General features: G+C 36.5%; 16 protein-coding genes and 1 other annotated feature. Of the genes, 8 read left to right on the plus strand and 8 right to left on the minus strand.

Features of this window, described 5'->3' with window-relative positions; all coding sequences use genetic code 11:
* The first annotated feature begins 207 nt into the window (after positions 1-207).
* From ACP3VS_RS03535 to ACP3VS_RS03555, 5 genes are all read left to right on the plus strand, one after another.
* Positions 208-1,386 carry an MDR family MFS transporter gene (locus ACP3VS_RS03535; RefSeq protein ID WP_036162335.1) on the plus strand — a complete coding sequence of 393 codons (1,179 nt, stop codon included), beginning with the start codon at positions 208-210 and terminating at the stop codon, positions 1,384-1,386.
* A gap of 146 nt (positions 1,387-1,532) precedes the next feature.
* Positions 1,533-1,880, plus strand: a complete 348-nt coding sequence (locus ACP3VS_RS03540; RefSeq protein WP_012295733.1) for an ArsR/SmtB family transcription factor — start codon at positions 1,533-1,535, stop codon at positions 1,878-1,880.
* 57 nt (positions 1,881-1,937) lie between these two features.
* Positions 1,938-3,680, plus strand: coding sequence for a SulP family inorganic anion transporter (locus tag ACP3VS_RS03545; RefSeq protein WP_031416439.1), 1,743 nt, complete (start codon positions 1,938-1,940; stop codon positions 3,678-3,680).
* A 65-nt stretch (positions 3,681-3,745) separates the two neighbouring features.
* Positions 3,746-3,956, plus strand: a binding site (T-box leader).
* An 86-nt stretch (positions 3,957-4,042) separates the two neighbouring features.
* On the plus strand, positions 4,043-6,460 hold the full coding sequence (gene leuS / locus ACP3VS_RS03550; RefSeq protein WP_426388379.1) for a leucine--tRNA ligase: 2,418 nt from the start codon (positions 4,043-4,045) through the stop codon (positions 6,458-6,460).
* 450 nt (positions 6,461-6,910) lie between these two features.
* Positions 6,911-7,639 (plus strand): hypothetical protein, encoded by a 729-nt coding sequence (locus ACP3VS_RS03555; protein ID WP_230584495.1) that lies wholly within the window; start codon positions 6,911-6,913, stop codon positions 7,637-7,639.
* 528 nt (positions 7,640-8,167) lie between these two features.
* On the opposite strand, the gene ACP3VS_RS03560 is transcribed toward ACP3VS_RS03555, so the two are convergent.
* The 8 genes from ACP3VS_RS03560 to ACP3VS_RS03595 all read right to left on the minus strand — a co-directional run bounded on the left by ACP3VS_RS03560 (position 8,168) and on the right by ACP3VS_RS03595 (position 16,646).
* Positions 8,168-9,349, minus strand: a complete 1,182-nt coding sequence (locus ACP3VS_RS03560) for a NupC/NupG family nucleoside CNT transporter (RefSeq protein ID WP_036162332.1) — start codon at positions 9,347-9,349, stop codon at positions 8,168-8,170.
* 654 nt (positions 9,350-10,003) lie between these two features.
* Positions 10,004-11,260: a hypothetical protein gene (locus ACP3VS_RS03565; protein ID WP_012295729.1), complete on the minus strand. Its 1,257-nt coding sequence runs from the start codon at positions 11,258-11,260 to the stop codon at positions 10,004-10,006.
* A gap of 4 nt (positions 11,261-11,264) precedes the next feature.
* Complete coding sequence (locus ACP3VS_RS03570; protein ID WP_012295728.1) at positions 11,265-11,963, minus strand: response regulator transcription factor; 699 nt, start codon at positions 11,961-11,963, stop codon at positions 11,265-11,267.
* A 38-nt stretch (positions 11,964-12,001) separates the two neighbouring features.
* Positions 12,002-12,754: a sensor histidine kinase gene (locus ACP3VS_RS03575; RefSeq protein WP_012295727.1), complete on the minus strand. Its 753-nt coding sequence runs from the start codon at positions 12,752-12,754 to the stop codon at positions 12,002-12,004.
* A gap of 37 nt (positions 12,755-12,791) precedes the next feature.
* Positions 12,792-13,784, minus strand: coding sequence for an ABC transporter ATP-binding protein (locus ACP3VS_RS03580; RefSeq protein WP_012295726.1), 993 nt, complete (start codon positions 13,782-13,784; stop codon positions 12,792-12,794).
* Positions 13,781-14,794, minus strand: coding sequence for an ABC transporter ATP-binding protein (locus tag ACP3VS_RS03585; RefSeq protein ID WP_012295725.1), 1,014 nt, complete (start codon positions 14,792-14,794; stop codon positions 13,781-13,783). Before ACP3VS_RS03585 ends, ACP3VS_RS03580 begins: the two co-directional genes overlap by 4 nt.
* A 14-nt stretch (positions 14,795-14,808) precedes the next feature.
* Positions 14,809-15,729, minus strand: a complete 921-nt coding sequence (gene nikB / locus ACP3VS_RS03590) for a nickel ABC transporter permease (protein ID WP_012295724.1) — start codon at positions 15,727-15,729, stop codon at positions 14,809-14,811.
* 14 nt (positions 15,730-15,743) lie between these two features.
* The gene (locus ACP3VS_RS03595) at positions 15,744-16,646 is read right to left on the minus strand and encodes an ABC transporter permease (RefSeq protein WP_036217499.1); all 903 of its coding nucleotides are present in this window, start codon (positions 16,644-16,646) and stop codon (positions 15,744-15,746) included.
* 181 nt (positions 16,647-16,827) lie between these two features.
* Between ACP3VS_RS03595 and ACP3VS_RS03600 the strand changes: the two genes are divergently transcribed.
* From ACP3VS_RS03600 to ACP3VS_RS03610, 3 genes are read left to right on the plus strand one after another with little or no spacing between them, the layout of a single operon-like run.
* Positions 16,828-18,387: a glutathione ABC transporter substrate-binding protein gene (locus ACP3VS_RS03600; protein ID WP_197223735.1), complete on the plus strand. Its 1,560-nt coding sequence runs from the start codon at positions 16,828-16,830 to the stop codon at positions 18,385-18,387.
* Positions 18,388-18,429: 42 nt separating this feature from the next.
* Positions 18,430-19,680: an amidohydrolase family protein gene (locus tag ACP3VS_RS03605; RefSeq protein WP_426388380.1), complete on the plus strand. Its 1,251-nt coding sequence runs from the start codon at positions 18,430-18,432 to the stop codon at positions 19,678-19,680.
* A complete protein-coding gene (locus ACP3VS_RS03610) occupies positions 19,677-20,888 on the plus strand; it encodes an amidohydrolase (protein WP_036164683.1) in 1,212 nt (403 codons plus the stop codon). The genes ACP3VS_RS03605 and ACP3VS_RS03610 overlap by 4 nt, the downstream gene beginning before the upstream one ends.
* The last annotated feature ends 98 nt before the right edge of the window (positions 20,889-20,986 follow it).

Below are 20,986 nucleotides of genomic sequence, written 5' to 3' on the forward strand. Positions count from 1 at the left end.
CCTTATTTTATCATGAGCACCTCGTTCCGTCATGGGGTAAGGGTTTATCCTGCAAGATGCTACTCTAACTTTTAATTGTATCTAGTAAATTATAGCTATTTATAGTATTTAATAAAATGTAAAAAGGGTAAATTTATTTTCCTTGTACTTTTAAGTATTTCAGCATAAACTAGCTATTTAGAGAAGCGAAATAATGGAGGTCATCAAATGCCAAAACGTGTTTGGTTTTTAATTATCGGAATGCTTGTGAACACAACAGGCAACTCATTTTTATGGCCTTTAAATGCCATATATATGCATGATTATTTAGGGAAATCCTTAGCGATGGCTGGCTTTGTGCTGATGCTGAATTCTGCTGCAGGTGTTTTAGGTAATCTATTAGGTGGTTACCTATTTGATAGAATTGGTGGCTATAAAGCCATCATGCTTGGAATCCTTTTAACAATTGCTTCATTAATTGGTTTAACGCTTTGGCACGGTTGGCCACATTATGTATGGTTTTTAACAATACTAGGCTTTAGTGGGGGGATTGTTTTTCCTAGCATGTTCGCATTGGCCGGAGCTGCCTGGCCAGAGGGTGGACGAAAGGCCTTTAATGCCATTTATTTGGCTCAAAATGTCGGTGTTGCTGTAGGTCCTGCACTTGCAGGTGTGGTGGCCGATTATCAATTTGACTATGTGTTTAAGGTCAATTTAGGGATGTATATAGTATTCTTTTTCATTGCTTTACTTACATTTAAACGTTTAGAGGTAGGGAGTATTGCACCAAAGAATGTGGTCGGTGAAAGTAAGCGAATTATTAACAAGGCACCATTCTATGCCTTATTAATCATTAGTTCGTCCTCCGTTTTATGTTGGTTAGCCTATTCGCAATGGAGTGCAACGATTTCATCTTATACGCAAGATTTAGGTTTAGGATTAAAGCAATATAGTTTACTATGGACGATAAATGGTCTGCTAATTGTTATAGGGCAGCCGCTCATTGCGCCGCTTGTAAAACGTTGGGAACATCAGTTAAAACGACAGTTGGTTTTTGGTGTCATCTTAATCGCTATATCCTTTGGTATTATCGCCTTTGCGAGTGATTTTAAAATGTTTGGTGCAGCCATGCTTGTCTTAACTTTTGGAGAAATGTTTTATACACCAGCATTACCAACTATTGCTAATCAACTTGCGCCAAAAGGCCGACAAGGATTCTATCAGGGAATTATCAACAGTGCTGCGACCGGTGGACGTATGATTGGTCCTTTATTCGGTGGAATTATGGTGGATCAATTTGGCATGATTCCTCTCGTTTTAACATTAGTAGTAATTGTACTGTTCGCGATTATACCATGTCTTATTTATGATTATCCTCTAAAGAAGAACAACATAGTAGTAGATTAATAGTGAAAAATGTAAAGAGCAAATCAAGTATTCCACACTTGGTTTGCTCTTTTTTAAATAGTAGATATTGAAAAATTATCGATTGAGGCGTACAATCATACATATTCAAATATTTGAATATGTAGTTGTATGGAGGGATTTATTTAATGGAAGAAGGATTGCAGCAGTTTAAGGCAGATTTTTTTAAAGCGTTAGCACATCCATTACGTATAAGAATATTGGAACTTCTTGTAGATGGTCAGAGGAGTGTTAATGAGATTCAAGATTGCTTAGAGAAAGAGGGCTCCGCCGTTTCTCAGCAGCTAAGTGTATTACGAGCTAAAAATATTGTTTATGGAGTGAAAGAAGGCAAAAAGGTTTACTATTCTTTAAGCGATCCAATGATTGGTGAATTACTTGGCGTGGCCAAGGATATTTTTAATAACCATTTAGTTCATACCATTTCAAGATTAGAGGAAATGACGAGTAATGATAGTGACGAAGAAAATAAGTAACCTCCATAATGTGGAAAAGTTATGCTTTGCTTATTATTGGGAAGGGAAGATTTATCTATGAAGTCGCTGTTTACAGGACGTTTTGAAGGGTATTCAGTCCATCATGCTAAAAAGGATTTATTGTCTGGAATCATTGTTGGAATTGTTGCTATTCCACTTGCTATGTCCTTTGCTATTGCATCAGGAGTAAAGCCCGAATATGGCATTTATACGGCTTGTATTGCAGGTATTCTGATTTCAATTTTTGGTGGATCAAAATATCAAATTGGAGGGCCCACAGGAGCTTTTGTGCCAATTCTTTTAGGAATTGTCCTAACGTATGGTTATGAGGATTTATTACTGGCTGGTTTAATGGCAGGGGTATTGCTTTGCTTAATGGGTATTTTTAAGCTAGGGACTTTAATCAAATTTATCCCTCGCCCTGTAACCATCGGTTTTACAGCGGGTATAGCGGTGATTATTTTTACAGGTCAAATTGCCAATTTTTTAGGTTTAAGCAATATGACAAGACATGAGTATTTTATAGCGAATATTCAAGAGATAGGAAAGCAAATTGGTACTACTAATATTTACAGTATTTTAACGGCAGTCATTTGTTTAATCACCATAATAATGACACCTAAATTTTTTCCAAAGGTTCCCGGGGCATTGGTAGGGATTGTTGTCTCCACTCTTGTGGCGACTTTCTTTTTTTCAGGACAAGTGGCTACGATTGCCACAGCCTATGGTCAAATACCTAATACATTACCCAATTTTGCACTACCTACTATGACATTTGAGCGTCTACAGCAGCTCATTGGACCAGCATTTGTCATCGCAATGCTTGGAGGTATAGAGTCTTTGTTATCTGCAGTCGTGGCAGATGGAATGACTAATAGCAAGCATAATAGTAATCGAGAGCTAATCGGACAAGGAATTGCCAATATCGTAACGCCTATGTTTGGAGGAATACCCGCGACAGGTGCGATTGCTCGTACAGCAACTAATATTAAAACTGGGGCAGTATCCCCAATGTCTGGTATCATCCATGGTGTGTTTGTATTACTTACATTATTGTTATTAGCGCCATATGCTTCACATATACCTTTAGCAAGTATGGCACCAGTATTAATGGTAGTTGCTTGGAATATGAGTGAACGGAAGCATTTTTCTCATATTATAAAGTTGAAATCTGGAGATTCGCTTGTTTTATTAATTACCTTTTTATTAACCGTATTTACTAGCCTTACATTAGCTGTTGAAGTGGGGCTTGTGTTAGCCGTGCTATTATTTGCGAAACGAATGAGTGAAAAGCTTGTTGTGACAAAGGTACTGCCAGATCATTCGAATAAAAGTGAGAAGGTACAGCCTCATGTCGTTCATCAACAGCATGATTGTCCACAAATAAGCATGTATACCATCGAAGGTCCGCTGTTCTTTGGTGCAGCACAAAGATTTGAACAAATGATTGAAGGCACCTTACAACAGCGACCAAGAGTTTTGATATTACGCATGGGGAAAGTGCCCTTTATGGACTCTACAGGGGAAGCATATTTTAGCAATATTATAGACAACTTTACAGCACAGGGAGGTAATATTTTGGTAACAGGGGTGCAGGATGACCTAAAGGTTGCCCTTCAGCAAAATGGTCTTTACGCTAAAATAGGAGCGCATCATTTTTATCAGCATACAGGAGAAGCGATTTCAAGAGCCCTCAACTATTTGGACAGAACTCAATGTATCGGATGTCAGCATTTTGCTTTTCATGAATGCAAAGATTTATCAAAATCTGAGGAAAAAAAGGATTTAATTGTTCAGTAATGGGTAACCTGTAAACAAAGGCTTGTGCTTTTCAATACTTTCCATTAGAATAAATGCAATATCATGTAAAGACTGTGATGAGGAATAGTAGATTTGTGGTTCTTTTTAGAGAGCTAGCGGCTGGTGAGAGCTAGTAGGAAAGCAAATCGAACTCGCCTACTGAGTCTGCCCGCGTGAAATAGCGCGTGTCGTTTCTTCCGCGTTAAGGAAGCTTAAGTCGAGTGTAATCACTAATTTGGGTGGTACCGCGGGAGTGCTAATTCTCTCGTCCCTTCTATAAGGAAGGGGCGAGTTTTTTTTATTTTTTAAATATTTTGTCAATTCTAACGGAGAACAGCAGATTCATTGAAGGAGGAAAAAAAATGAGTTTTAATCATCAACAAATTGAAAAAAAGTGGCAGCAATATTGGGCTGATAACAAAACATTTAAAACTGAAAATGAAACAGAAAAGCCTAAATTCTTTGCACTAGATATGTTCCCATATCCATCTGGCGCAGGCTTGCACGTAGGACATCCAGAAGGATATACGGCGACAGATATTCTATCTCGCTTTAAACGTATGCAAGGCTACAATGTATTACATCCAATGGGCTGGGATGCATTTGGTTTACCAGCGGAGCAATATGCACTTGATACAGGAAATGATCCCGCAGAATTTACAGCGAAAAATATTGCGACCTTTAAACGCCAAATTCAAGAGCTAGGCTTTAGTTATGATTGGGATCGTGAAATTAACACGACTGATCCAGCGTATTATAAATGGACACAATGGATTTTTATTCAGCTATATAAAAAAGGTTTAGCTTATGTGGATGAAGTAGCTGTTAACTGGTGTCCAGCACTTGGTACGGTATTGGCGAATGAAGAAGTAATTGATGGCAAATCAGAGCGTGGTGGGCATCCAGTAGAACGTCGACCAATGAAGCAATGGATGCTTAAAATTACTGCATATGCAGATCGTTTAATTGATGACTTAGAGGAAGTTGATTGGCCAGAGTCTATTAAAGATATGCAGCGTAACTGGATTGGTCGTTCGGAAGGTGCAGAAGTAACATTTGGTATTGATGGCACAGATGAAAACTTCACGGTATTTACAACACGTCCTGATACATTATTTGGTGCTACATATTGCGTGCTTGCACCTGAACATAAATTAGTAGAACAAATTACTACAGTTGAACAACGCCAAGCAGTCGAGGATTATTTAGAAAAGGTTAAAATGAAATCTGATCTTGAGCGTACAGATTTAGCGAAAGAAAAAACAGGCGTATTTACAGGTGCCTATGCAGTAAATCCGATTAACGGTAAAAAAGTACCGATTTGGATTGCAGACTATGTGTTAGTGTCTTATGGAACAGGTGCTATTATGGCAGTTCCTGCACATGATGAACGAGACTATGAATTTGCATCAGCATTTAGCTTAGACATTGTTCCTGTACTTGAAGGTGGGGACATCAGTAAAGAAGCGTTTACAGGTGATGGGCAACATATTAACTCTGATTTCCTAAATGGCTTAAATAAAGTAGAGGGTATTGCTAAAGCAATTGAATGGTTAGAGGAAAAAGGCGTAGGAGAGAAGAAAATTTCCTATCGTCTACGTGACTGGTTATTCTCTCGTCAACGTTACTGGGGTGAACCGATTCCAATGATTCATTGGGAAGATGGTACCATCACTCCTGTTCCAGAAGAGGAGCTACCATTAATGCTTCCGAAAACAGATAATATTCGTCCATCGGGTACTGGTGAGTCACCATTAGCAAATATTGCTGAATGGGTAAACGTTGTAGATCCAGCGACAGGTAAAAAAGGCCGTCGTGAAACAAATACAATGCCGCAATGGGCAGGTTCTAGCTGGTACTTCCTACGCTATATCGATCCTACTAATACAGAAGCAATTGCAGATCCAGAATTGCTAAAACGATGGCTACCAGTTGATATTTATATTGGTGGGGCTGAGCACGCTGTACTACATTTACTATACGCTCGCTTCTGGCATAAAGTTCTATATGATTTAGGTGTTGTTCACACGAAAGAGCCTTTCCAAAAATTATTTAACCAAGGTATGATTCTTGGTGAAGGTAATGAAAAAATGTCTAAATCTAAGGGCAATGTCGTGAATCCAGATGAAATCATTGAGTCACATGGTTCAGATACATTGCGTCTATATGAAATGTTTATGGGACCACTTGAGGCTTCTGTAGCTTGGTCTACAAATGGTTTAGATGGGGCACGTCGCTTCTTAGACCGTATTTGGCGTCTACTTGTCAATGAAGAGGATGGAACGATCTCAGCGAAAATTCAAGTGTCTGACGATAAAACACTAGAAAAATCATATCATCAAACAGTGAAAAAAGTGACAGAGGATTATGAAGGTATCCGCTTTAACACGGCTATTTCACAAATGATGGTATTTATCAATGATTGTTATAAAGCTGAAGTCATCCCAACAGCTTATGCGGAAGGCTTTGTTAAAATGCTAGCACCAATTGCGCCGCATATCGCAGAAGAGCTATGGAACTTATTAGGTCATGAAGGAACACTTTCTTATGAGCAATGGCCAACATATGATGAGTCGAAACTTGTAGATGATGAAGTAGAAGTAGCAGTGCAGGTTGCTGGTAAAGTTCGTGCAAAAATTGTCGTAGCTAAAGATGCTTCAAAAGAAGACATTGAAAAAGTAGCACTTGCTGATGAAAAAGTACAAGAATATATGGTAGGAAAGGACTTAGTAAAAGTCATCGTTATTCCAGGCAAACTTGTCAATATTGTCGTTAAATAAAGAGACATAATTTAAAATGTGCATTATTAAAACTTAGTTATTAATACCTACATTAAAAAAGATAAATAAATCAAAGGACAAAACATATTTTATATGACTAATATGTTTTGTCCTTTTTAAATTAGTATAACGAAATACAAAAAAACTTTAGGTTGGGCCCATCCACTATTTCTTCTCATTTTTAAATCCACCTTAGATACAATGATTAATCGGAATTCTTTTAACACTTTTTTGTATTTTTTAATTAAAATCTAGATAATTACGTCGAAATCATCTATTTAATTGGTTATTAGTATATAATTAAAAAAATGTATTTATTTAGAATTTTTTGTTATATTATAAGTATTAATATGCTAGAAGGAGGTTTCTAAATGGAAATTATATAGTTTATTTTTGATATCGGTTGTCACAAAGCGTTGGGAATCATATTATTAAAAGGATGGGTTGAAAATGAAAAAAATTATTACAGGAATCGTTGCAATGATTTTAATGTTTTCAATAACAGCACAGTTTCCAGCAACCGCGGCACAAATAGAAAGTGAAAAAAAAGACAATTTATCAACTATTCTTACAAGTGTATTAGAATTAGATAATGAGTTTGATAAAGCAATAGGTTTCGATGGAGACTATATTGCTATAGATACTAATTTAGCAAAAAAACAAGGTGCAACAGATTTTGATATCAAGCTTGCAATATTAAAAGTAAATGAACATAATCAAATAATAAAGGATACATTGGCTATACAGCCATTTGTAATATATGATGAAAATAGTTTTTATTTTGATGTAGAGTCAGCTAGAAAAGAAAATGTATCTGAAGACTTAATTGAGTCTACTTCAAAGGACATAGAATTAATGAATTCTGTACAGCCGTTAGCTGCATGTAACGGCAAAAGTAAGTATGAAAAGACTTCAGTTGGATTCTATACTTACTTTAATAGCTGTCAAGCTTCCACGATAATAACTTATATTCAAATTGGAGCGGGAATAGCTACACTTGGTGCTGCTATCGCTGCCTTTATTGCCCCTCCTCTTGGATTAGCTACTATTATTGCAGTAGGATTAATTGATATTGGGGCAACCGCCTTAAACCTATCAAGCGTTAAGGAATGTGGATTATGGATTAAATGGACAGGTACAGTAAATCCAGATCCTTTCTGGATAGGTTCTCAATGTTAATTATTAGAAAAGGAGAATAGTTTTGTTATCTATAGTTCCTATTATTCTTTTTGGAATTTCACTCGCCCTTTGTATTGTACTATTTCTGAGAATGAATAAAATCAAAGAACGTAAAGAGAAATTACCTCTAATAATTCTATTTAGTTTCACTCTACTTAGTTTTTTAGTGCTATTGTATTCTGCGCTTTTTCAATAAATAACATCTTTAAATTTTTTGAAGCTTTGAATGAATAGAATCCATTCAAGAGAGTATCTCTTTAAACAATTATTTAGAATGATGAAAAGCTGAAAGAACACTCATTTGTTTAAGAGTTAAAACAATTGAGTGTTTTTTTATGCTATTCCAGTTCACGTGTGCCCACACCTTTACTTATACTACAAGTAAATTTCCTTTGTCATAAAATTACAATGAAATGCATACTCGTTTTCACATATCTATTTTGTCTTTCCCAAGTGAGATGATAGGAAGTTACAATACAAAAAAACTGCACCTACAAGATAGGTGCAGCGTAAGCAATGACTAACCATTTAAATAATCAAGCCAACAATTATTGCCGTTAAAATACTTACAAGTGTCGCTCCGTAAAGCAATTTTAAGCCAAATCGTGCAACAACATTTCCTTGTCTTTCATTTAACCCTTTAACTGCTCCAGAAATAATACCAATGGATGAAAAGTTGGCAAAGGATACAAGGAATACCGAAATAATGCCTAGTGTACGTTCACTCATGGTCTCTGAGACATCGCCAAGGTTGATCATAGCAACAAATTCATTCGTTACTAATTTAGTGGCCATTATTCCTCCAGCTGAAACAGCGTCTGCCCATGGGATACCCATTAAGAAAGCTATTGGTGCAAAAATATAGCCTAATATTTCTTGGAAAGAAACACCGATAATCATATCAAACAATGAATTGATTAAATCCATTAATGCTACGAAACCGATAAGCATCGCTCCAACAATGATGGCTACCTTAAAGCCATCCATAATATATTCACCAAGCATTTGGAAGAAAGCTTGCTTTTGTTCGTCTTCAATGGTTAATATATCTTCCTCTTCTTTGACAGTATAAGGATTAATGATGGAAACAATTATAAAACCACCAAATAAGTTTAAAACAATCGCCGTTACGACATACTTAGGCTCAATCATTGTCATATACGCGCCAACAACTGACATAGAGACGGTCGACATCGCTGATGCACATAATGTATACATACGCTGAGGAGTAACCTTGTCTAGTTGTTTTTTAACTGTAATGAAAACCTCAGATTGACCTACCATTGCCGAAGCAACAGCATTATAGGACTCTAATTTTCCCATGCCACTTACTTTACTTAAAAAATAGCCGATCCATCTCATAAGGAAAGGAAGGATTTTGAAATGCTGTAAAATCCCAATTAACACAGATATAAAAACAATTGGTAATAAGACACCTAAGAAGAATGGGGATTCTCCTTCATTCGCTATACCACCAAAAACAAATGATATACCTGTATTTGCGTAGGATAATAAATGATCAAATACATTTGTTATTCCTTTAATTAGTACATAACCAAACGTTGTATTTAATAGTAAAGCTGCTAATATAAATTGGATGATTAACATAATCAATATATATTTATATTTTATTTCTTTTTTGTTTTTACTCATTAACAGAGCTAAGCCAAAAACAAGTAACAATCCACAAAGGGATATTAAGTATTTCATAAATTCCTCCATAAGTATAATTTAGGGCGTTTGATTCCAAGACAACAAATGCTCTTTCGCTCATTATGTTTTTCTAAAAAATTTCAGAGCAGCCAAAGATTTTAATTTGTCAGACGTCAGACAAACAATCTCACTATAACAGTTTTTTAACTAGCTATTCAAGAGCTAAAAGAAAAAAAGTATGCGACTCGGCATACAAGAAGGAAAAATCCAGTATCAAAACAACTAAATCATATTTTTTTTAGACTTTCTTAAATGATGATTTCCCTGAATGGATGAATACAAAACTTTGTCTTGCTTAAAGTTGTTAACATAAATTTAATAGTGGGAATCTCCTACAAACGTCGATTCCCATTTTATTGTGTGATGTTTTTGAAATATTATGTCCATCGTTTGAATTAAAAGTATACTTTGAAATGATATTTCTTTTAAGGGAACCACCAATAAGGAGGTGTTAGGGTGGAAGCATTTAGAGGAAGAGGAGCATAAAGAAAATTATTTACGAGTATGTAAAGGACTGAACGATTAGCTACAGAAATTGTTCAAAATATAGATTTCACCTACTATGTCAACTGGGATTACATCGAGCAAAGATTCTCTTTAAAAGACGTATATAAATGTAAAACAAATGCCTGAACCCGCTATTTTGGGAGTTCAGGCGTTTTTATCTTCCGTTTCAGTCTGAAGCATTAATAGATAAATACTAGAAATCATCATGCTAGTTGCTAATCCGTAAAGAGCATTGAAGATTAAACCAACACCGATTCCTATAATGATGGATAACAGTATGACAAGCCAGGTATATTTATGGATATGACGATTTGTAAATAAAAGAATGAACATAAATGGTAGCATGGTAATATGTAGAAATGCGAAAGAATAAATAACTCCTAAAATCGTTAAATCTACAGATAAGAAAAAGGTAAATAAGATGCCTAGTAGACCTATTAAATAAAAGTAGTAGGGTCTTTTCTTCACAAAAAATCGTTTGGTTGCTCGCAAATCTACAAGGAGGGTTGTAACAACGGCCAACAGTGCAATAACAAGGAAAGCAAATGTCAAAAACCCTGGCTGTACTTCATATAAAAACGTAAAAATTAGAACTTGGAACTGACCAAATGAGCCACTATATAAAGCAATCATTAAAATAGCTGTAAAGGATAGCGTTAATAAAGCTAAAATCACACCTGATGAAAATAGGCTACGACGTACCTTTTTAGGTTTAATAAAAGCGATTAAATACCATGTTGATTTATCAAAAAGAACTTGTCCTAAGACGGCTAGTTGAATGATGACATAGAACAGCAGGATTTCGCTATTTTTAAAGTAAAATAAATAAGGGTGATATAAGCGAATACCTTCATAAACGGTGCTAGCCCCATTTTGGACAAAATAATAAATGGGTATAAAAATAAGTAAAGAAAATAGAGAGATAATAAATAAAATCTCTAGCCACAATATACTTTTCACAGACATAATGCGGTCCAGCAGTAACATCCCCATCAAAAATAAAAATAGTGTAATGGGGACCGGTATCGTTAACATAATTTCTGAAAGCACACTAATACTTATTAATTGAATTAACCAGAGTTCGATGCCTGTCAGAAGGTAAAAAAATCGTATGACTTTTAAATTCATTCCACTCAATTTTTTTTGTATCGTAAAGAGTAAAAAGCTTTGTGTATGCTGATTTTGTGTGTAATCACTCTTTTTTAATAATGAACCCAGTACCATAAAAGATATAGCTGTTGCGAATGTATAACAAATGCCCGCCATAAAGCCATAAGAAATAAGGGCAGAAGGAGAGGACAATAATAAATTACCATTAATCCATCTAGCTAAAAGTATGATGACACCTGCTGCTGTGCTTAAACTAGCAAATGGTACAAGCAATGAAAATTTTTTTAACATACCTTCAATTACCTTTACTCGTTTTAGATGTTTTGTATTGACGAGGTGATTGATTATATTTTTTCTTAAAAGCTACACTAAAATAGTGCTGGCTATTAAAACCACAGCTCTCAGCAATTGCTGACATACTAGCATCCAGATTTTCACCTATTTTCTTCACGGCCATCTCTAGGCGATAATTATTAATATATTCATTAATGCCGATGGATTGCTCCTCCAAAAACTTACGGCTTAAATAACTAGGATTCAAATGGATTTTTTCGGCAATAATATTTAAACTCAGTTTTTCATGATAGTTTTCATGAATATAGGAAAGAGCACTTTGTATCGCATCGTGATTAGAGCTCCATACTTTATATTTCTCCACAATGGCATTTAATTCACTTGCAATAACAGGTTTTGTTAGATAGTCCTTCACCCCGATACGTAATGCTTGCTGGGCATATTCGAAGGTCTGATAAGCAGTTACCATAATAATGTCTACATCATAAAGTCCTTTTAATTCTTTACTTAAGGTGATTCCATCTTTCCCAGGCATTTGAATATCCAAAAAGGCGATAGTCATACGGTGCTTTTTAGCTAATTGCAGTGCTTGTGAGGCATCCTGAGCAGTATGGAATGTCCAATTAGGGAAATGTGGCTTTAATAAATAAATCATTTGCTCAAGCTCTAAAGGTTCATCATCTGCGATTAAAATATTCATGTTGAGATTCTCCTTTCGCATTCAAATTAGTAGAAAGCCTAAGCGGGAACATGGATCGTTACAGTGTAAAAATGTTGATCGTTTTGAATTGAAAATAAAATACTTTCGAGTCCATAAATAAGCTCGAGTCGTTTTCTTATATTTTCTAGACCATAACCTTGCTGCAATTCATCTTCTACTTGCTCAATAGCCGTTTCTATCTTTTCTGATGGCTGTGTATTTTTAATTTCAATTAATAAAAACTTGTCCATTTTCTTTATATAAATGAAAAGTTCTGCCGGTCCTATATGCTTTTCAAAGCCATGTTTATATGCATTTTCAATAATGGTCTGGAGAATAAATGGTGGTATTTGTACAGATAAGGCTGCATCATCAACATACTTATGGATCGTCAAACGATGTCCAAAGCGTAGCTGTTGAATATTTAAATAGCTATCGACAAATAGCACCTCGTTTTTTAAAGCAATTAACACCTCATGATTATTATATTTAAATTTAAAAAACGTTGCTAAGGCTTCAATGCCCGCCACCAAATCTTCCTTTCGATTGATGCGGGCTAGGCTCAGTAATGAATTTAATGCGTTAAAAAAGAAATGAGGCTGTATTTGCTGATTTAGCTGAAGAATATTAGCTCTTTGTAAATCTTGCTTCAGCTCTAAATTTCTTTTTTCTTCCTCTAGGCTATCAATTTGTTTTTCGAAAATAAATATAAAAGTAAGCAGAAAAGCTCCAATAATTGGAGCGATTACACATAGGAGAATATATATGTTGAAGGTTTCTAGTTGTAACATAATGACCTCTCCATTGAATTTATAAGTGTAAGTTACATTAAACTAAATTTTCTGCAAAATGGCAAGCTACCTTATGTGTTGTGGTAATTTCCCGTAATGCGGGCACCTCTGATTTACATTTATCTGTAGCGAACGGACAACGTGTATGGAAGCTACAGCCTGTCGGGGGATTTAACGGTGACGGTAGATCTCCCTTTAATATAATCCGTTCCTTACGATGCTCCTTATCGATGACTGGAATAGATGAAAATAGTGCTTTTGTATAAGGGTGATGTGGCTGTGTGAAAAGGGATTGCTTATCCGCAATTTCTACGACTTTTCCAAGATACATAACCATTATCCGGTCTGATATATGGCGCACTACACTTAAATCATGTGAGATAAATAAAAAGGTTAAATCTAAATCTTTTTGTAGCTGTTTCAATAAATTTAAAATTTGTGCTTGGATAGATACGTCCAGGGCAGAAACCGATTCATCACAAATAATAATTTTGGGATTGACGGCAAGTGCTCTTGCGATCCCAATACGTTGACGTTGCCCACCAGAGAATTCATGTGGATAACGCTCCAAATATTCTGGTCGCAGTCCGACAAGTGACATTAATTCGATCATGCGTGCCTCTTGCTGCTCTGGAGGAACTATTTTTTGAATAGACATGGCCTCTGTTAACATTTTGCGAATAGTGCGTCTTGGGTTCAGAGATGCATACGGATCTTGGAAAATTATTTGAATGTCCTTGCGCGCTACTCGCAGCTCTTTTTTATTCATCGTTACTAAATTTTTGCCGAATAATAACACTTCTCCAGATGTAGGTTCGTCTAATCTTAAAATAGAGCGACCTGTCGTTGATTTACCACAGCCAGATTCTCCAACAATACTAAGTGTTTCACCGGGCATAATCTCAAAAGAAACACCGTCCACCGCTTTAACCACCTGCTGTGGACCGAAGAGTTTTTCTTTTTTTAAGGAAAAATGTTGTTTTAAATTATTTACTTGTAATAGTGGCTGTGCTTGCTGCTCTTTTATCATACGGTCATCTCCTCCATAAGTGTTGCTCCCTGCCATTCCTTACTGTACATCCAGCATCTTACCTTTTTCTCTGGCTCAATCGTAAGAAGTTCAGGCTGTTTTTCACGACATAATTCTGTAGCAAATGGACAGCGTTCTGCATAGCGGCAGCCACTTGGATAATGATAAGGACTTGGGACGGTTCCTTGAATAGTAGATAATTCCTCTTGGTCCTCATATAGCTTTGGTAAGGATTGAATTAAACCATTAGTATAAGGATGTAATGGTTTTTCAAAAAGACTATCAGTTGTGCCTTCCTCTACAACCTGCCCGGCATACATAACAGCAATTTTATCGCAAACCTCAGCCACAACACCAAGATCATGGGTAATGAAGAGAATGCTCATTCCTAACTGCTTTTGCAAATTTTGAATAATATCAATAATTTGAGCTTGAATGGTTACATCGAGGGCAGTCGTCGGCTCATCAGCAATTAAAACATCTGGCGTACAAGCAAGTGCCATGGCGATCATAATACGTTGACGCATTCCACCACTTAGCTGATAAGGTTCTTGTTTTGCTCTTTTTTCAGGTGCTGGAATGCCAACTAGGCGAATCATATCCACCGCTTTTTGCCATGCCTCTTTACGTGATAAACCTTGGTGTAAACGAATGGATTCAGCGATTTGCTCGCCAACGGATAGCACAGGATTTAAGCTTGTCATTGGCTCTTGGAAAATCATTGATATTTTATTGCCTCGAATTTTACGTAATTCTTCATCCGACAATTTCAAGATGTCTGTATTGTTTAAAAGAATTTCACCATTAATAATTTTGCCAGGGGGTGAAGGGACTAATCGAAGTAATGATAGGGAAGTCATGGATTTCCCACAACCAGATTCTCCGACAATGCCAAGTGTTTCTCCTTTTTGAAGTGTAAAAGAAACACCGTCCACAGCTTTAGCGACTCCCTCACTCGAATAAAAATAAGTTTGTAAATTTTTTACTTCTAACACTGTATCTTGTTTCATCTGTTTTATCCCTCCTAGTTTAAATCCATCCGTTTATTAAAGATTCGATACAAAATATCGACGAAAAGATTGATGAAAACGAATATTAATGAGGCGACCAGCACGCCGCCTTGAACGATTGGTATATCTCGTGTGCGAATCGCATCGACAATCATTCGACCTAATCCGTTCACGGCGAAAACAGATTCTACTAATACTGTGCCGCCAAGTAAACTACCAAACTGTAAACCTACTACTGTAATAACTGGAATTAAGGCATTTCGTAATGCATGCTTTAAAATGATAATGTAACCTTTTAAGCCTTTAGCTTTAGCTGTTCGAATATAATCTTGGTGGACAACTTCTAACATACTTGAACGCGTCATACGTGCAACGATGGCAGCACCACCTGCGCCGAGTGTAACCGCAGGGAGAATGATATGTTTAGCACTTTCCCAGCCTGCAACAGGTAGCCAATGTAACTGTACGGAGAAAACATACATTAATAAAATACCTAACCAGAAACTAGGGAGGGAGATTCCTAATAATGCCACAATCATTAAACCAACATCCATGAAGGAATAAGGGCGGATTGCTGAGATGATGCCGGCAATAAGCCCAAGAACAATGGTGATTAAAATACTATAAAAGGCCAGCTCAATTGTAATTGGTAAACGAGCCGTAATTTCTTCAAATACAGGTTGATTATTTTTTAAAGAATGACCCATGTCTCCTTGTAAAAGATTTTTGATGTAATCTGTATATTGAATGGCTAAAGGCTTATTCAGTCCTAAATTTTCACGTAATTCATTAACGGTTTCTTGTGAAGCGCCTTCACCTGCTAAAATAATGGCTGGATCGCCTGGAATCATTTGCATAATTAGAAAAACAACAAGCGTTACACCGAGTGTCACGGGAATAATTTGAGCAAGTCGTTTTAAGATAAATAATGTCATATAGCTTCTCTCCTTTAATTTTTCATTCTTGGATCTAAAGCATCCCGTAAACCATCTCCGAATAGGTTAAATCCTAGAACAAGGATGGAAATCATAATACCAGGGAAAAGGGCCATATATGGGGCGGTAAAAAGAAAATCCCGACCATTGGATAGCATAGCACCCCATTCTGGCGATGGCGGTTGTGCACCTAATCCTAAGAATGACAGACCTGCTGCAGATAAAATGGCTGTTGCTAAACGCATAGATGCTTGGACAATAATAGGTGATAAAATATTCGGGAAGATATGCTTGAGTAATATGGTCATATCATTTGCACCAAGAGTTTTCACAGCATCGATATATTCTAATTTTTTTACTTCCATTGTCGATCCACGTACAATACGGGCAAACATAGGGATCGAGAAGAATCCAACAGCAATAGTTACATTAATAAGACTTGGTCCCAATGCGCTGACAATTGCTAAAGCTAGTAATATACCAGGAAAGGCAAGCATGATATCTAAAATACGACTAATAATCGAATCAATCCATTTTCCATAGTAGCCTGAGATAAGGCCGAGGATTGTCCCAATTGTCCCGCCAAACAACACGGCTGAAATACCAACACCAATCGATAAACGGGAGCCATATAATATTCGACTTAAAATATCTCGTCCTTTGTCATCTGTACCCATTAAATGATCTAAACTTGGTCCTTGTAATTTTTGATCTAACTGAACATCGAATGGATCATAAGGAGCTATAATTGGCCCGATAAGAAACATCAATATATATAGAAGAATGATGATACCCCCTGCGACGGCAGCCTTATTTTTTTTGATTTTGTTTAGGAATGAGACAAGATTCTTTTTTCTAGAAGCCTTACGTGCATTCACTAAAACAGCATGGTCGATAGTAGTAGTTACTTTATCCATAATGAAACTCCTTTTCTATTTGATTTGTTTTCAATTTAGTGAAAAGCGTAAAGAATGTAAATATTATAGGGAGTATTAGTCAGAAAATTTAAAAAACAAGTAAAAATTTTAAAAAACAAGTGAATTTTATTTCTTTATAATTCGAAATGTAAGGACCACAACATAAAAGGAGGAAATGTCTATGAAGAAAATGAAGCTTGTTTTATTCATGACACTCATTACTGTTCTAGTTTTGCAGGCGTGCTCAACTGCTAGTAATAAGAGTGTAGAGGGTTCCAATGAGGGGGCTAAAAGTGTAGGAGGGGAATTAGTTGTTTTAAGAGCATCAGATGCAACAAGCCTTGATCCTCACTTTATTACAGATATTCCGTCAGCGAATATTATTCATGGCAAAGTATATGAAACACTTGTTGCTTTTGATAGAGATCGTAAAATTGCGCCATTACTTGCAAAAGAGTGGGAACAGAAAGATGATGTCACTTGGACGTTTATTTTAAATGAAGGTATTAAATTCCATGATGGAGCAGATTTTAATGCTGAGGCTGTAAAAGCTACATTCGATCGCATTTTAGATCCTGAGACTGGGTCACCTCAGCGTGATAAATTATCAATGATTAGTGAAGTAGTAGTAGACGATACGTTTGTGGTTACGTTGAAATTAAAAGAGCCTTATGCACCACTTTTATCAATTTTAGCAAGTCAGGAAGGTAGTATGATTAGCCCGAAAGCTATTGCAGAAGAGGGAGATCAATTAGCAACACATCCAGTAGGGACAGGTCCATTTGTATTTGATTCTTGGAAAACGGGTCAAGAAATTACATTAAGTTCAAATAAGGACTACTGGGGTACGGTACCAAAAGTAGATAAAGTAACATTTAAAGTAGTACCTGAGGACTCTACACGTTTAGCAATGATTGAAAGTGGAGAAGCGCATATCGCTGAGCAAGTACCAGTAACTGAAATTGATCGTATTGAAAATTCGTCAACTATGAATCTATTCCGAGCAGAAGGACTGGCAGTAGAATTTATCGGTTTCAATGTAAAAGATGCACTGTTATCTGATGTCAAAGTACGTCAAGCAGTTAGTTATGCAGTAGACCGTGAAGCAATTATTAGTGGTATTTATGATAATGTTGGCACACTTGCAAATTCCGCAATGAGTCCAAAAATTATCGGTTACTCTAGTGAGACAAAGCCATATGATTACGATGTAGTCAAAGCAAAAGAACTATTAAAGGAAGCGGGTGTTAAAGAAGGAACAAAAGTAAAATTACTTACGAGCGACCGTAAAGAGCGTATTAATATGGCAGAGGTTATTCAATCTCAATTGAAGGGCATAGGTCTTGACGTTGATATTCAAGTTATGGAATACGGCGCATTTATTTCTGAAATTACGAAAGAACAACACCAAATATTTATTAGTGGCTGGGGTAATGCAACTGGAGATGCTGATTATAACCAATTTAATCTATTCCATACTGCTTCTATGGGGCCTCCTGGAAACCATTTCTACTATTCAAATCCAGAAATAGACAAGCTAATTGAGCAAGGACGTTCTGAATCAAATCAAGAGGCACGTAATGAAATCTACAAAAAAGCAATGCAAATGGAGTTAGATGATGCTGTTTATATTCCGGTTCGAAACTACGAGCACTTAGCTGTTTACAGTAATGCTGTCAAAGGGTTCTGGTTAGATGCGTCAAACTATACGATGATTAGTGGCGTTGAAATTGTAGAATAATCAAACTTGGTGAAACCTAAAAATACCAATGAGGAGGAAACTATGAATAAATTACTGCTGAAAAATGTGAGATTAGAAGAGGCATTTGAGCATGAAAATGAATGCATTGTTGCAACTCGTACTGCTATTTATGATGTTCTAATTGTAGATGGATATGTTCAACAAGTAGATAAAAATATAGTAGTTGATGGCAATGTTGAGATAGTAGATGCTCAGAAGCAATTATTAGTCCCTTCTTTCCGAGAAATGCATATTCATATTGATAAAACTTATTTTGGTGGGGAGTGGCAAGCGCCAAGAACTATTACAAAAGGGATATTAACGCGCATTGAGGAAGAAAAAACACTGCTTCCTAAACAATTACCAACGGCGGCTTATCGGGCTGAGGAAATGGTCAAGTGGTTAATTTCACAAGGGCATACACATATACGGTCGCATTGTAATGTGGACCCACAAATTGGAACCAAGCATATTGAAATTACAAAGCAAGTACTAGAAAAATATCAAAATCAAATTACTTATGATATTGTGGCTTTCCCACAGCATGGTTTACTGCGTTCTAATGTGGAGGGACTTATCCGTGAGGCGATGGCAATGGGTGCAACGCTTGTTGGAGGAGTTGACCCATCCATTGTAGATAGAAATATTGAGAAGTCATTGCAAACAACGATGGCCATTGCCCAAGACTACCATGCAGGGATAGATATTCATATTCATACAGCTAATACTTTAGGTGAATTTGAATTTTATAAACTAATAGAATTAACAAAACAGGCGAAAAAAGAAGGACAAGTTACGATTAGTCATGCAATGGCGCTTGCGGATTTAGAGCAAGCGCGATTAGAGAACTTAGTTCAGGCAATGGCTGCTGTTCAAATGGATGTTACAACAACGGTACCAACGGATATTAATCGCTCGACGATACCGATTCCATACCTTTATAACAATGGTGTAAACGTTTCTGTTGGACATGACAGTTTAACAGATCATTGGTCTCCTTATGGTACAGGAAACACTATTATGAAATTAAATGTAATGGCGGAGAGATTCCGTTTTATCGATGAATATTCATTAAGTCGCGCTTGGAAATATGCTTCGGGTGGCATTACACCATTGAATGATGCAGGAAAACGAGTTTGGCCACAGGTTGGTGATAAAGCCAATATGCTTTTAGTAGATGGAATTAGTACTGCACATGTTGTAGCAAGAAGATGCCCTATTTCTACAGTTATTTCACAAGGATATATTATTCACCAACAGGAAATTGGAGAGTTGAAAGGAGAATACAGATGAAGCACTGGCTTACAAATGTTCTACTTGAAACAGGAGAATATCTAAAAGAAAATGGTACTGTCGGTACAAAGGTGGAGCTTTTTCACCTTGAAATTACAGATGGCTTTATTTCTCAAATGGTACCAGCAACAGAAACCATTGATTCTCTAGATGAAGTAACAGATATGAAAGGGAAGCTGCTATTACCAGCCTTTAAAGAAATGCATAATCACTTAGATAAGACATACTTGTCCTTACCGTGGAAAGCATGCGTGCCTGTGAAGAACTTAAAGGAACGCTTGGCTCGTGAAGCACAAGAATTATCGATTCTTGCAACGACTGGTAAACAACGAGCAACAGCCATGATTGAGAAAATTCTCAATAATGGTGCCAATCATATCCGTACACATGTCAATATCGATCCGTACATTGGCTTAAAAAACTTAGAGGGTGTACTAGAGGCATTAGAAGATTATAAAGATGTTGTGACATCAGAAGTTATTGCCTTTCCACAGCATGGCTTACTAAGAGACGATGTGCCTAAATTATTACGTGAAGCCTTGCGCAATGGGGCAACGATGATTGGTGGGCTAGATCCTGCTGGCATAGATAATTCGATTGAGCCTTCTCTTTATGAAGTAATGAATATTGCACAAGAATTTAACGTAGATGTTGATATTCACCTCCATGATGGAGGCCATGTGGGTTATTATACAATCGATAAATGGATAGATATTGTAGAGGATGCAAACTATCAGGGGAGAACGGCTATTAGTCACGCCTTTTCACTTGGAGATGTATCGGCTTTGGAACAGCATAAAATTGCAGATCGTCTAGCACAACAGCAAGTAAAAATTATGTCAACGGTGCCATTTGATTTGAGACGATTAATCCCACCGATTGACTTACTAACAGAGCATGGAGTAGATGTTCGCTTTGGTTGTGATGGTTTTTATGATTCATGGAGTCCAAATGGCTCGGGAGATATTTTAGAAAAAGCAACAACTTTTGCAGATAATACACGTAAGCTAGATGAGCGTTCTATTCGACAAACCTTAAAATATATTACAAATGGTGTCACACCATTGGATGGCAATGGTCAAAAGGTTTGGCCAAACGTGCAAGATGAAGCGAGCTTTGTTTTCTTTGACGCCATTTCTAGCGCTGAAGTCATTGCACGTAAACCATCCAAACGGGTGGTGATGTCAAAAGGCAAGTTTATCAATTAAGTATCAATCTAAATCCCCCTTATTTAGATTACATAGCAAACTAGAAAATTTTCTAGTTTGCTATACTTATGTTTTAATAGATAGGAAGAAATACAAGA

The sequence above is a fragment of the Lysinibacillus sp. VIII_CA genome (genome assembly GCF_049943995.1).
Taxonomy (GTDB): domain Bacteria; phylum Bacillota; class Bacilli; order Bacillales_A; family Planococcaceae; genus Lysinibacillus; species Lysinibacillus pinottii.